This window comes from Amycolatopsis sp. EV170708-02-1 (assembly GCF_022479115.1).
Taxonomy (GTDB): domain Bacteria; phylum Actinomycetota; class Actinomycetes; order Mycobacteriales; family Pseudonocardiaceae; genus Amycolatopsis.
The window spans coordinates 5,603,366-5,618,857 of sequence record NZ_CP092497.1 but is presented as its reverse complement, the minus strand read 5'-3'; the positions used below and the strand labels follow the sequence as shown (position 1 = coordinate 5,618,857).

Annotated in this window: 2 protein-coding genes; both read left to right on the top strand. The window is 72.4% G+C overall.

The window, feature by feature from the left end:
• The first annotated feature begins 3 nt into the window (after positions 1 to 3).
• Positions 4 to 5,211, top strand: coding sequence for a type I polyketide synthase (locus MJQ72_RS25495; protein ID WP_240593537.1), 5,208 nt, complete (start codon positions 4 to 6; stop codon positions 5,209 to 5,211).
• 530 nt (positions 5,212 to 5,741) lie between these two features.
• Positions 5,742 to 15,485, top strand: coding sequence for a type I polyketide synthase (locus MJQ72_RS25490; RefSeq protein WP_396427005.1), 9,744 nt, complete (start codon positions 5,742 to 5,744; stop codon positions 15,483 to 15,485).
• Positions 15,486 to 15,492: the final 7 nt, after the last annotated feature.

Sequence of the window (15,492 nt, the reverse complement as noted above, 5' to 3'; positions counted from 1 at the left end):
CCCGTGTCTGGCGATGAGAAACTGCTGGAGAACCTGAAGTGGGCGACCGGTGAGCTGCGGCGCGCGCGGCGCAGGCTGGTCGAGCTGGAGGAGGCCGGGCACGAGCCGATCGCCGTCGTCGGGATGAGCTGCCGCTTCCCCGGCGGGGTCCGCTCGCCCGAACAGCTGTGGGAACTGGTCGCCTCGGGGACCGACGCGCTGTCAGAATTCCCCGGCGACCGGGGCTGGGATCTGGGCGGTCTCTTCGACCCGGACCCCGACACGCCCGGCAAGACCTACGTCTCCGAAGGCGGATTCCTCTACGACGCCGGGGATTTCGATGCCGCGTTCTTCGGTATCTCGCCGCGTGAGGCCCAGGCGATGGATCCGCAGCAGCGGCTGCTGCTCGAAGCGGCGTGGGAGGTGCTCGAACGCGCCGGGATCGACCCGGCGGCCCTGCGCGGCAGCCGCACCGGTGTCTTCGCCGGCGTCATCCACAACGACTACACCGGCGTGCTCACCGACATCCCGCCGGAGCTGGAGCCCTATCTCGGCAACGGCAACTTCAGCAGTGTCGCCTCCGGCCGCATCGCCTACACCCTCGGTCTCGAGGGACCCGCGGTCTCGGTCGACACGGCGTGCTCGTCTTCACTGGTCGCACTGCACCTCGCCGCGCAGTCCCTGCGTCGCGAGGAGTGCACCCTCGCCCTCGTCGGCGGGGTGAACGTGATGACCCATCCCGCCGCGTTCGTCGACTTCAGCCGTCAGCGCGGGCTGGCCGCCGACGGCCGCTGCAAGGCCTTCGCCGAAGCGGCCGACGGCACCGGCTGGGGCGAAGGCGTCGGAATGCTGCTGGTGGAGCGGCTTTCCGACGCGCAGCGCAACGGGCACCAGGTTCTCGCGGTGCTGCGGGGCAGTGCCATCAACCAGGACGGCGCGTCGAACGGGCTCACCGCGCCGAACGGTCCCGCGCAGCAACGGGTCATCCGTCAGGCGCTCGCGGACGCCCGGCTCTCGCCGGGACAGGTCGACGTCGTCGAGGGACACGGCACCGGCACCACCCTCGGTGACCCGATCGAGGCGCAGGCGCTGCTGGCGACCTACGGCCAGGACCGGGAACGCCCGCTGCTGCTCGGCTCCCTCAAGTCGAACATCGGGCACACGCAGGCCGCCGCCGGGGTCGGCGGGGTGATCAAGATGGTGCAGGCCATCCGGCACGGGATCGCGCCACGCACCCTGCACGTCGACGCTCCATCGTCGCATGTGGACTGGTCGGCGGGCGAGGTCTCGCTGCTGACCGGGGAACAGCCGTGGCCGGAGACCGGGGAACCACGCCGGGCCGGGGTCTCGTCGTTCGGGATCAGCGGTACCAACGCGCACGTGATCCTGGAGCAGGCGCCACCCGTCGAACCCGAGTCCCTTGTGGACACTCGGGTGCTCGAATCCGCGGCTCTGCCGTTCGTCCTTTCCGGCCGGAGCGAGGAGGCTTTGCGCGCCCAGGCGTCGAAGCTGGCGGCACATCTGGCAAGCGAGCCATCCCCGAAGGCCGTCGCGCGAGCCCTCGCCGACACGCGGTCGGCGTTGCCGCACCGGGCGGTCGTACTCGCCGAAGACCTCGTCGAGCTGCTCGGCGGCCTGCGTTCCCTCTCCGACGGTGAACCAGCCGCGCGGGTCGTGACCGGTGCCGCCGAGACGGGTAAGGCCGTTTTCGTGTTCCCGGGTCAGGGTTCGCAGTGGGTGGGGATGGCGGAGGAGTTGTTGTCGGCTGTTCCGGTGTTCGCGGAGTCGATGGCCGAGTGCGAGAAGGCTTTGTCGTCCTTTGTGGACTGGCGGTTGTCTGAGGTGTTGTCCGACGCGGTTGCGTTGGAGCGGGTTGATGTGGTGCAGCCGGTGTTGTTCGCGGTGATGGTGTCGTTGGCGCGGTTGTGGCGGGCGTGTGGGGTGGAGCCTGCTGCGGTGGTGGGTCATTCGCAGGGTGAGATCGCTGCGGCGTGTGTGGCTGGTGCGTTGTCGCTTCAGGATGCGGCGCGGGTTGTGTGTTTGCGGAGTAAGGCGATTCTGGCGTTGTCGGGTCTCGGTGGCATGGTGTCGGTGGCCGCTGCTGAGGACCGGGTGCGGGAGTTGTTGCCGGAGGGTGTGTCGGTGGCGGCGGTGAACGGTGCCGCGTCGGTGGTGGTGTCGGGTGATGTCGCTGGGTTGGATGCGTTGGTCAAGCGGTGTGAGCTGCTGGACGTGCGGGCGAAGCGGATTCCGGTGGATTACGCGTCGCATTCGGCGCATGTGGATGCGATCGAGCAAGATGTGGTGTCGGCGTTGGCGGGTATTTCGCCGCGGGAGCCGGTGATTCCGTTTTATTCGACGGTGACCGATGAGCCTCTGGAGTTGGATGCTGGGTATTGGTTCCGGAATTTGCGCGGGACGGTGCAGTTCGCGCGGACGGTGGATCGGTTGCTGGAGGATGGTTTCCGGTTTTTCGTGGAGGCGAGTCCGCATCCGGTTCTGGTGCCTGGTATCAGTGAAGACGTTGTGGCGTTGGGGAGTTTGCGCCGGGGCGAGGGCGGGCCGGAGCGGTTCGTCGCGTCGCTGGCCGAAGCCCACGCGCAGGGCCTGAGTCCCTCGTGGTCCGCCGTGCTGCCGCCTGCGGAACGGGTCGACCTGCCGACGTATGCCTTCCAGCACAAGCGGTTCTGGCTCGAAGCGGGCACCGCGAGCGGGGACGCGTCGGCGTTCGGGCAGACGGTGGTGGACCATCCGCTGCTCGGTGCCGCCTTGCCGCTCGCGGACGGCGACGGCCTCGTCCTCACCGGCCGGATCTCGCCGGAGACCCATCCCTGGCTTGCCGACCACGCCGTCCTGGACACCGTGCTCCTGCCGGGTACGGCGTTCGTCGAACTCGTCCTGCGCGCGGGGCGCGAGGCCGGCTGCGACGGCATCGGCGAACTGACCCTGGAAGCCCCGCTCCTCGTCGACGGGCCTGTGGCGCTGCAGGTCGTGGTCGGGGAGCCCGACGAGCGCGGCCACCGCGTCGTGTCCGTGCACTCGCGGCCGGAGGACTCCGCCGAACCGTGGACCCGCAACGCCCAGGGCACGCTGTCCGCGGGCATTCCCTCGACGGTGTCGCTCGCCGAGTGGCCGCCTCCCGGTGCCGCCGAGGTGCCGGTGGCCGATCTCTACGACCGTTTCGCCGAACTCGGCCTCGCCTACGGTCCGGTGTTCCAAGGACTGCGTGCCGCGTGGCGCCAGGGTGACGACGTGTTCGCCGAGGTCGACCTGCCCGCGGGCGAGGAGGCGGACCGCTTCGGCGTGCACCCGGCCCTGCTCGACGCGGCCCTGCACACCCTCGGCCTCGGAGCCCGGGACGAAACCGTCCGCCTGCCGTTCACCTGGTCCGGCGTGACCCTCCACGCCACGGGCGCGTCGAAACTCCGGGTCCGGCTCACCCCGACCGCCGACGGCGGCTCGCTCACCGTGGCCGACGACACCGGCGCCCCGGTGCTGACCGTCGGGGAACTGGGGCTGCGTCCGATCTCCCCGGCCCAGCTCGGACGCCACCGGGATTCGCTGTTCCGGCTCGACTGGGTCCCTGCGCCGGTGGGGTCGGCGCCGGAAGAGCCGGTGGTGTGGCGCTGCCCCGAAGGTGAACTGCGGCCGGTCCTGGAGGAGGTCCTGAAGCGGATCCAGGCGGATTCGACGGCCACCACCGTGGTGTTCACGTCGGGCGCGGTGGCGAGCGCGTCGCCGGATCCGGTGGCGACCGCGGTCTGGGGCCTGGTGCGGTCGGCCCAGTCCGAGAATCCGGGCCGGTTCGTGCTGATCGACGCGCGGACCGAGGACGAGGTCCGCACCGCGCTGGCGACCGGGGAGGCGCAGGTCGCCGTCCACGACGGCAAACCGCTGGTACCCCGCCTCGCGCGGGTGGCGGCCGCCGACGCGGGCGAACCGGACTGGACGCCCGACGACGTCGTGCTGATCACCGGCGGCACCGGACGGCTCGGGCAGGCGTTGGCCCGGCACCTCGCCGTCCGGCACGGCGTGCGCGGACTGGTGCTGACCGGGCGGACGGGCGCCGGTGCGGAAGACCTCGTCGCGGAGCTGGCGGACCACGGCACCCAGGTCACCGTCGCGGCCTGCGACGTCGCGGACCCGGCGGCGGTGCGCGCGCTGCTGGCCGACCATCCGGTGACCGCGGTGGTGCACGCCGCGGCCGTACTCGACGACGGGCTCGTCGACGGCCTGACCCCGGACCGGCTCGGCACCGTGCTGGCCCCGAAGGCCGACGGCGCCCGCGTGCTGCACGAACTCGCCGGGCCGGTCCGCAAGTTCGTCGTGTTCTCCTCGGCTGCCGGGGTCTTCGGCAACCCTGGGCAAGCGGGCTACGCCGCGGCCAACGCCTACGCCGACGCCCTCATGCTCCGGCGCCGCGCCGAGGGGCTGCCGGGCGTGTCCCTCGCCTGGGGTTTCTGGGCGGAACGCAGCAAGCTGACCGGCGAACTCGACGACACCGACGTCCGCCGGATGGCCCGCGCGGGCGTCACCGCGCTATCCACGGAGGACGGACTGGCGCTGTTCGACGCCGCCGTGTCCGGCCGGGACGGCCTGCTCGTCCCCGCCAAGATCGACCTGACCGCGTTCCGGGGCCGCGCGGCCGCCGAGATCCCCGCCCTGCTGCGCGGCCTGGTGCGAGTCCCCGCGCGACGGGCGGGGGAGGCGTCGGGCACGGCCGAGGCGCTGGCCCGCGACCTCGCCGGGAAACCGGAGGCCGAACGCGTCCGGCTGCTGCTGGAGGTGGTGCGGACGCGGGTGGCGGCCGTGCTCGGGCACGAGTCGGCCGACGCGATCGCCGAAGACCGCGGGTTCCTCGAACTGGGCTTCGACTCGCTGACCGCCGTGGAACTGCGCAACCGGCTCGCCGAGGCGACCGGACTGCGGTTGCCGCCCACGCTCGTCTTCGACCGGCCCAACGCCGGAGCGCTCGCCGCCTACCTGGCGGCCGAACTGGGCACCGAGTCCGCCGGCCCGGGCCTCGACGCCGAACTCGACCGGTTCGCCGCCGCGCTGACCGCGGCCGACCCCGGAGAGGCCGAACGGGCCCGGCTCACCGCCCGGCTGCGCGCCCTTCTCGGCACGCTCCAAGGGGGTGAGGACACGGCCGCGGAAATCGACGGAAAACTCGAATCGGCGGACGACGAGGAAATGTTCGCCTTCATCGACAATGTGCTGAAACCCGGCTGAGTGGTAAGAATGGTTTCGACCTGTCGCGAAAGCCACTTTCGGGACGTCACATGTCTCGAAAGTGGCTTTCGCGACACCCGCCCCGGCCGTCGGCTCAGCCCAAGGTGGCAGAGCGAACCCAAGGTGGCAGACCGAGCCCCGCCGCAGGTGGGCAGAACCCGCCGTACGTGGGCTGAAGGCTCCCATCGCCGCGTCTGATGCGGTGAAAGGAGCCTTCGTACCGGCCGGATCGGGTCGAAAGTGGCTTTCGCGATACCCGCTCAGGCGGAGGCTCGACCGGACGCGCGTGGGCTGAAGGCTCCCTTCACCGCGTCTGATGCGGTGAAAGGAGCCTTCGCCCCGGTCGGATACGGTCTCGAAAGTGCCCCTGTCCGTCGCCTATTCCCCAAGGGGACCTAGGGGCGGCTAGGGGTTGTCCGCCTCTTCGCAGCTCACCTAGCTTTTCTTCGAGTGGCATTTCGTTTTTCCCGGCGCGAAGAGGTTGGCTACTGATGCTGAACGAGGAGAAGCTGCGCGACTACCTCAAGCGGGTGTCGGCCGACCTGCATCGGACTCGTGCCCAGTTGCGGGAAGCCGAGGCTCGGGACCACGAGCCGATCGCGATCATCGGGATGGCCTGCCGGTACCCGGGCGGGGTCCGCGGCCCGGAGCAGCTGTGGGACCTCGTGGCCGCGGGCACCGACGCGGTGGGCGGTTTCCCCGCCGACCGGGGCTGGGACGTCGAGGCCCTGTACGACCCCGACCCAGCCCGGCACGGCAAGACCTACACGCGCGAAGGTGGCTTCCTCTACGACGCGCACGAGTTCGACGCCGCGTTCTTCGGCATCAGCCCGCGTGAAGCGCTCACCGTCGACCCGCAGCAGCGCCTCCTGCTGGAGACCGCCTGGGAGGTCTTCGAACGCGCCGGGATCGACCCGCTTTCGGTGCGCGGCAGCCGGACCGGCGTGTTCGCCGGGGTGATGTACAACGACTACGGCTCCAGGCTCGACCCCCGCGCCGAGGAACTGCGTGAGTTCGAGGGCTACCTCGGCAACGGCAGCGCCGGGAGCGTCGCCTCCGGCCGCGTCGCCTACACCTTCGGCCTCGAAGGCCCCGCCGTCACCATCGACACCGCCTGTTCGTCTTCGCTGGTCGCGCTGCATCTCGCCGCCGAGTCGCTCCGGCGCGGGGAATCCACGCTCGCGCTGGCGGGCGGGGTGACCGTGATGGCCTCACCGGAGACCTTCGTGGAGTTCAGCCGTCAGCGCGGGATGGCGCCCGACGGCCGCTGCAAACCCTTCGCCGACGCGGCCGACGGCACCGGATGGGCCGAGGGCGCCGGGATCCTGCTGCTCGAACGGCTCTCCGACGCCCGTCGCAACGGGCATCCGGTACTCGCCGTGGTCCGCGGCACCGCGGTCAACCAGGACGGCGCGAGCAGCGGGCTCACCGCGCCGAACGGCCCGTCGCAGCAGCGGGTGATCCGGCAGGCGCTCGACAGCGCCGGGCTCGCGCCGCACCAGGTCGACGTCGTCGAGGCGCACGGCACAGGGACGACGCTGGGCGATCCGATCGAAGCGCAGGCCCTGATCGCCGCCTACGGGCAGGAGCGCGTCCGTCCACTGTGGCTCGGTTCGCTGAAGTCGAACGTCGGGCACACCCAGGCGGCCGCCGGGGTCGGCGGCGTGATCAAGATGGTGCAGGCGATCCGGCACGGGATCGCGCCGAAGACCCTGCACATCGACACTCCGACGTCCAAAGTGGACTGGGAAGCCGGTGCGGTCGAACTGCTTACCGAGGCCCGCCCGTGGCCGGAAACCGGTGAAGCACGTCGCGCCGGGATCTCGTCGTTCGGGGTCAGCGGCACCAACGCGCACGTGATCGTCGAACAGGCGCCGGAGGTCGAGCCCGCCGAGCGCGACGGCGAATCACCGGTCGGCGACGGGGTGACACCGCTGGTCCTGTCCGCCCGGAGCGCCGAGGCCTTGCGCGCGCAGTCCGCCCGGCTGCGTGAGCACCTTCGCCGGACGGAATCGCTGACCGACATCGCTTTCTCGCTCGCGACGACCCGTGCCGCGCTGGAGCACCGCGCCGTGGTCGTGGCCGAAGCGGGCGCCTCGCTCGACGCGCTGGCCGCCGGGACGCCTGCGGCGGGGCTGGTCGAAGGCATCGCTTTGCCGCCGGGCAAGGTCGCGTTCGTCTTCCCCGGGCAGGGATCGCAATGGGCCGGGATGGCTCTGTCGCTCAAAGACTCCTCGCCGGTCTTCCGGGCCGCGCTGCTCGACTGCGAGCGCGCTCTTTCGTCCTTTGTGGACTGGAAGCTCACCGACGTGCTCGGCGACGCGAAGGCGCTGGAGCGCGTCGACGTCGTCCAGCCCGCGCTCTTCGCGGTCAACGTGTCGCTGGCGGCGCTGTGGCGGGCGTGCGGGGTCGAACCCGACGCGGTGACAGGGCACAGCCAGGGCGAGATCGCCGCCGCGTACGTGTCCGGCGCGCTGTCGCTGGCCGACGCCGCGAAGGTCGTCGCCTTGCGGGCCAAGGCCATCCTCGCGCTGTCCGGGGACGGAGGCATGGTCGCGGTCGCGCTCGGTCGCGACGACGTGCTCCCTCGGCTGACGGCATGGGGCGACCGGGCCGCCGTGGCCGCGGTCAACGGACCCGCGTCGGTCGTCGTCTCCGGCGACCCCGAGGCGCTCGACGGTCTCATCGCCGCCTGCGAAGCGGACGGCGTGCGCGCCCGCCGGATCCCGGTGGACTACGCCTCGCATTCGCCGCAGGTGGACGTCCTGCGCGAGGAGCTGCTCGGCCTGCTCGCCGGCGTCGAGCACCACGCGTCCACGGTGCCGTTCTACTCGGCGGTCACCGGCGAACCCCTCGACACGGGCGGTCTCACCCCGGAGTACTGGTTCCGGAACCTGCGGGCCACCGTCCGGTTCGACCGTGCCGTCCGGCGGCTGCTCGACGACGGCCACCGGTTCTTCGTCGAAGCCAGCGCGCATCCGGTGCTGACCGGCAGCGTCACCGAAACCATCGAGGAACGCGGCGCCCACGCGGTCGCGCTCGGTTCGCTGCGTCGCGACGAGGGTGGCGTCCGACGGTTCCTGACCTCGCTGGCCGAGGCGCATGTGCGCGGCCTCCGCCCGGACTGGGCCGCGTTGTGGCCCGGTGCCACCAGGGTCGACCTGCCCACGTATGCCTTCCAACGGGTGCCGTACTGGCTCGACGCCGTCGTCGCCCGGCAGGGCGGGACGGCGGCCGAACTGCGCTTCTGGGCAGCCGTCGACCAGGCAGACACCGAAGCGCTGGACGCCGCCGTCCCCGCCGGGGAAGGAGCCTGGGACGCGGTGCTTCCCGCGCTTTCGGCCTGGCGCCGCTCCGGCCTCGAAAAGTCCACAGTGGACAGCTGGCGATACCGGATCGACTGGGTCCCGGCCACCGGGGCCACCGCGGCCACTCTCGACGGGACGTGGCTGCTGGTGGTCCCGTCCAGTCCGGTGCCGCCCGTCGCGGAGGTGCTCACCCGCCTCGGTGCCCGTGTCCTGGTCGCAGGCGCCGATGACGAACTGCCGAGCGAGCCGGTCGACGGCGTGCTTTCCCTGCTGGCGCTGGACGAACGGCAGCATCCGGTGGTCCCCGCCGGGCTCGCCGCGACCGCCGACCTCGTCCGAAAGCTCGACGGGCTCGACGCTCCACTGTGGATCGCCACCTCCGGCGCGGTCGCCGTCGGCCGGTCGGAAGTGCCGAACACGCAGGCCGCGGTCTGGGGGCTCGGCCGGGCCGTCGGTCTCGAACACCCCGAACGCTGGGGCGGCCTCGTCGACCTTCCCGCGGAACTCGACGAACGCGCAGCGGCCAGGCTTGCCGGAGTGCTCGCCACCGGCGACGAGGACCAGGTCGCCGTGCGATCGTCCGGGGTTTACCTGCGGCGGCTCGTACGGGCGCCGCTCGGGGACGCGGTCGCGCCGGACTGGCGGCCGCGCGGAACCGTGCTGGTCACCGGCGGCACCGGGGCGGTGGCCGCCCACGTCGCGCGATGGCTCGCCGGGAACGGCGCCGAACACCTGGTGCTCACCAGCAGGCGCGGGGCGGCGGCCGAAGGCGCGGCGGAGTTGCGCGAAGAACTCGCCGGGCTCGGTGCCAAGGTGACGTTCGCCGCCTGTGACGTCGCCGATCGCGAGGCACTGGCCGTGGTGCTGGCCGAGTACCCGCCGAACGCCGTCGTGCACGCGGCGGGGGTCGGGACCACCGCGTCGCTCGCCGAGACCGGCCCGGCGGAACTCGCCGACGCGCTCGCCGCCAAGACCGGCGGCGCCATCCACCTCGACGAACTTCTCGAAGGCACCGAACTGGACGCCTTCGTGCTCTTCTCCTCCAACGCGGGTGTCTGGGGCGGCGCAGGGCAGGGGGCCTATGGCGCCGCGAACGCCGCGTTGGACGCGCTCGCCGAACGTCGTCGTGCCCGGGGACTGCCCGCCACCTCGGTGGCGTGGGGCCTGTGGGGCGGTGGCAGCGGGCTGGCCGGTCAGGACGACGTCGACCGGCTGCGCCGGCTCGGGCTGGCCGCGATGGACCCGGCGCTCGCCGTCTCCGCGCTCGTCCAGGCCGTTTCGCACGATGAGACCTTCGTCGCGGTCGCCGACGTCGACTGGGCGCGCTTCGCCCCCGGATTCGCCCTCGCCCGGCCCCGGCCGCTGCTGGACGCGCTGCCCGAGGTCCGCGAGGCCCTGTCCGCCGACACCGCCGGACAAGGCGGTTCCGAATTCGCCGCCGGACTGCTGGCCGCCCCCGAGGCCGACCGGGCCCGGATCGTGCTCGACCTGGTCCGCGCGCAGGCCGCCGCCGTCCTCGGCCACGGTGGCGCAGCCGCCGTCGAGCCGGACCGGGCTTTCCGCGACCTCGGTTTCGATTCCCTGACCGCGGTCGAGGTCCGCGACCGGCTGGCCGCCGCCACCGGCCTGCGGCTGCCCGCGACCCTGGTCTTCGACCACCCCTCCGCCTCGGCGCTCGCCGGGCACCTCGTCGCCGAACTCACCGGCGACGTCACCGGCGCCCCGGCCGCCCCGGCCGTCGCGGTGACCGACGACGAGCCGATCGCGATCGTCGCGATGAGCTGCCGGTTCCCCGGCGGGATCACGGATCCGGAGAAGTTCTGGGAGTTCGTCGCAGGCGGCGGGGACGCGATGGCCGCGTTCCCGGACGACCGCGGCTGGGACCTCGACGCGCTGTACGACCCGGACCCCGCGCATCTCGGCACCACCTACGCCCGTGAAGGCGGCTTCCTCGACGACGCGGGCGGTTTCGACGCGGCGTTCTTCGGGATCTCGCCGCGTGAGGCGCTGGCGATGGATCCGCAGCAGCGGCTGCTGCTGGAGACGTCGTGGGAGGCGTTCGAGCGGGCAGGCATCGACCCGGCGACCCTGCGGGGGAGCGCGACCGGCGTGTTCGTCGGCGCCTCCTTCCAGAACTACGGGCTGGACGCCGCCGACGCGCCCGAAGGCACCGAGGGCTACTTCCTCACCGGAACCGCCACCGCCGTCGTTTCCGGCCGTCTCTCCTACACCTTCGGGCTGGAAGGCCCGGCGGTGACGATCGACACGGCCTGTTCGTCGTCGCTGGTGGCGCTGCATCTCGCGGCGCAGGCGCTGCGGCGCGGCGAATGTTCGCTGGCGCTGGCGGGCGGGGTGACCGTGATGGCCAACCCGGCGGCGTTCGTGGAGTTCAGCCGTCAGCGCGGGCTCGCGCCGGACGGACGCTGCAAGGCGTTCGCCGACGCCGCCGACGGCACCGCGTGGTCCGAGGGCGCCGGGATCCTTCTGGTGGAACGGCTTTCCGACGCGCGTCGCCTCGGCCACCCCGTGCTGGCGCTGGTGCGCGGTTCCGCGGTGAACCAGGACGGCGCCTCGAACGGGCTGAGCGCGCCGAACGGGCCGTCGCAGCAGCGGGTGATCGGGCAGGCATTGGCGAACGCCGGCCTGGCACCGTCCGATGTGGACGCCGTCGAGGCACATGGGACCGGTACCAGTCTCGGCGATCCGATCGAGGCACAGGCCCTGCTCGCCGCGTACGGCGGGGAACGCGATCATCCGCTGTGGCTCGGTTCGGTCAAGTCGAACCTGGGGCACACGCAGTCGGCGTCGGGCGTGGCGGGCGTGATCAAGATGGTGCAGGCGATCCGGCACGGCGTCCTGCCGCCGACCCTGCACGTCGACGCGCCGACCACGGAGGTGGACTGGACGGCGGGCGACGTCCGGCTGCTCATCGAACCGGTGGACTGGCCGGACACCGGCCGTCCGCGCCGGGCGGGCGTCTCCTCCTTCGGCGTCAGCGGGACCAACGTGCACACGCTGATCGAAGAGGTCCCGGAGAGCGCGGCACCGCCCGCCGCCGGAGACACGTGGATTCCGTGGGTGCTCTCGGCCAAGACCGAGGAAGCGTTGCGGGCCCAGGCTTCCCGGCTGCACGCGCACTTGGAGGAGCACCCCGAGGACGATTCCGGCGTCGCCTACACGCTGGCGACCGCCCGCGCGGGGCTGGAGTTCCGGGCAGCGGTGACCGGCGCGGACCGTCTGCGCGAACTGGCCCTCCTCGCCGAGGGGACGCCGAGCGCGGCCGTGCTGCGCGGCGCGCTCACGGCCGGGGCGCCGGGGTTCCTGTTCACCGGGCAGGGCAGCCAGAAACCCGGGATGGGCCGGGAACTCGCGGCCCGTTTCCCGGTGTTCGCCGCCGCGTTCGACGAGGTGTGCGCCCATCTGGACCCGCACCTCGAACTCCCGCTGCGCGAAGTCCTCGAAACCGAGCGGGTGCACGATACGGCGTTCGCGCAGTGTGCCCTGTTCGCCGTCGAGGTCGCGCTGTTCCGGCTGCTGGAGAGCTGGGGAGTCCGGCCGGGACTGGTGCTCGGGCATTCGGTCGGCGAGATCGCGGCCGCGCATGTCGCCGGGGTCCTGTCGCTGCCGGACGCCGCCACGCTCGTCGAGGCACGCGGCAGGCTCATGGGCGCTCTGCCCTCCCGCGGCGTGATGATCGCCTTGCAGGCCACCGAAGCCGAGGTGTCCCCGCTGCTCACCGAGCGCGTCTCGCTCGCCGCCGTCAACGGCCCGGAAGCGGTGGTGCTGTCCGGGGACGAGGACGCCGTCACCGCCGTGGTGGACCGGTTCGCGGACCGCAAGCACAAACGGCTCGTGGTCAGCCACGCGTTCCACTCGCCGTTGATGGAGCCGATGCTGGCCGACTTCCGCCGTGTCGTGTCCGGGCTTTCCTTCGCCGAGCCGCGGATCCCGGTCGTGTCCACGGTCACCGGCCGTCCCGATCCCGAGATCGCCTCACCCGGGTACTGGGTGCGGCACGTGCGCGAGGCCGTGCGGTTCCACGACGCGATCCGGTTCGCCGAAGCCGAGGGCGTGCGCGCCTTCGTCGAACTCGGCCCCGAGGGTGTCCTGTCCGCCATGGCCCGGGACTTCCTCGACGACGACACCGTGCTGATCCCGACCCTGCGCGGGGAACGTCCGGAGGTCGCCGCGCTGGCCACCACACTCGGCCGCCTGCACGTCCACGGCGTCGGGATCGACTGGACCGGCGTGTTCGACGGCGTCCCGGCGAACCGGGTCACCCTGCCCACGTATCCGTTCGAGCATCAGCACTTCTGGCTGGCGAGCACCGGCGCGGCGGCTGGTGACGCGGCCGCGTTCGGGCTCGGCGAGGCCGGACACGCGCTGCTCGGCGCGGCTGTCCCGGTTCCCGGCGGGAGCGGGATCTCTTTCACCGGAAGGCTTTCCCTGCGGGCTCAGCCGTGGCTCGCGGAGCACGTCGTGCTCGGAACGGCCTTGCTGCCCGGCACCGCGTTCGTCGATCTCGCGTTGCACGCGGGTGACCGCGCCGGCTGCGGAATCGTCGCCGAGCTGACCCTGGAAGCCCCGCTGGCGTTGCCGGAAAGTGGCGACGTCCGGCTGCACGTCACCGTCGGCGAGCCCGGCAAGGACGGCGAGCGCACGGTCGAGATCCACTCCCGCGCCGGGAACGCCGCGGACGACGAGCCGTGGACGCGGCACGCCACCGGTCTCCTGGCCGCCCGAACCCCCGCCGACAAGGGGAATCTGGACAGCTGGCCGCCGGAAGGCACCGAGATCCCGGTCGAGGACTTCTACGACCGGCTCGACGGCACCGGTTTCGAGTACGGGCCGTTGTTCCAGGGCCTGCGCGCGGCGTGGAAGGCCGGGGACGACGTCTACGCCGAAGTTTCGTTGCCTGAGGACCGTTTCCGTGACGCCGAAGGTTTCGGCGTCCACCCCGCGCTGCTGGACGCCACGCTGCACGCTTCGAAGCTGCGGCTGGACGGTGACAGCGAGGGACCTTTCCTGCCGTTCACGTGGAAGGGTGTCTCGCTGGCCGCGACCGGTGCCCGGACGCTGCGGGTGCGGCTGTCCTCGCCCGCCCCGGAAACGATTTCGCTGCTGCTCGCCGACGGTGAAGGCTCCCCGGTGGCCACCGTGGATTCCTTGGTGTTCCGGCGGGTTTCGCCGGAGCAGCTCGGAAACCGGCAGGGGAGCAGCTCGCTCTTCCACGTCGAGTGGACCGAGGTGCCCGCCGACGAAGTGTCCACAGAGGACGTCCGGGTTGGCGCGGGAGAGTCCTATGCGGACGTCGCGACGCTGCTTGCCGCCAGGACACCCGAAGTCGCGCTGCTGGTCTGCCCGTCCGGCGAGACCGCCGAGGCGGTGCATGACGCGACCACTTGGGCGCTGCGCCAGGTGCGGGACTGGCTCGCCGACGAACGCCTCGACGCGCACCGGCTCGTCCTGCTGACCGACGGCACCGATCTGGCCCAGGCCGCGGTGCGGGGACTGTTCCGGTCGGCCTCGTCCGAACACCCCGGCCGGTTCGGTATCGCCGAGACCGCCGGGGAGCCGGTGCGGGTGTCGGCCGACGATCCCGAACTGCGGCTGGAGAACGGTGTCGCGTACGCGCCGAGGCTGGTCCGCAAGACCGCCGCGGCCGCTCCGATCGCGCTCGATCCCGCCAAAACGGTGCTGGTCACCGGCGGCACGGGCGCGCTGGGCGCGCTGGTGGCCCGGCATCTCGTGGCCGCGCGCGGCGTGACCAAACTGCTGCTGGTGTCCCGGCGCGGGCTGGAAGCCGAGGGCGCCAAGGATCTGGTGGCCGACCTGACGGCCGCGGGTGCCGACGTCACCGTCGAAGCCTGCGACGTCGCCGACCGCGCGGCGCTGGAAGCGGCCGTCGCCGGGCACGAGCTGACCGCCGTCGTGCACACGGCCGGCGTGCTCGACGACGGTCTGGTCGGTTCGCTGACTCCGGAGCGGCTGGCGAAGGTGCTGCGGCCGAAGGTCGACGCGGCGCTGAACCTGCACGAACTCGCCGGCGACGTCGAGGAGTTCGTCCTGTTCTCGTCGGCGTCGGCCACGTTCGGCAATCCCGGGCAGGCGAACTACGCGGCGGCCAACGCGTTCCTCGACGCGCTCGCCCGGCACCGCCACGCCCAGGGGCTTCCGGCCACGTCGCTCGCCTGGGGTCTGTGGGCGACCGACGGCGGCATGACGGGCAAACTGAGCGACACCGACCTGGCCAGGATGGGCCGCACCGGTATCGCCGCGCTGACCCCGGAAGCCGGGCTCGCCCTGTTCGACGCGGCCTCCGGCGCCGGTCCGGTGGTGCTGCCGATGGCGTTGACGCCGTCCTCGCTCCGCGACGTGGAACCCGCGATGCTGCCCCCGTTGCTGCGCGGTCTGGTGCGGACGACGTCCCGGCGTGCCGCGTCCGCCCCCACCGGTCCGGCGTTGCAGGACAGGCTTGCGGGCCTGACCGGCGCCGAACGCGACGACGCGGTGCTGGAAGTGGTGCGCGAGCAGGTCGCCGCCGCGCTCGGTCATCCGGGCGCCGGCGCGATCGATCCGGGCAAGGGTTTCGTCGAACTTGGAATGGACTCGCTCAGCGCGGTCGAACTCCGCAACCAGCTGTGCGCGTTGAGCGGCCTGAAGCTCTCGACGACGGTGGTGTTCGACCACCCCAACCCGGCCGCGCTCGCCGGGCACCTCGCGGCCGAACTGCCCGCCGAAGGGGTGGCCACCACCGCGTCGGTGCACGCCGGGCTCGACCGGCTCGAAGCGTTGCTGGCCACCGCGGCCCCGGCGAACGGGGACCGCGCCGGGGTCACCGCGCGCCTGCGCACGCTGCTGGCGGCGTGGACCGGCGAGCCCGCCGCGGAGGCGGACGACTCGCTGGAGTCGGCCACCGCGGACGAACTGTTCGACCTGCTCGATCACGAACTCGGCGCGTCCTGACCCGCCT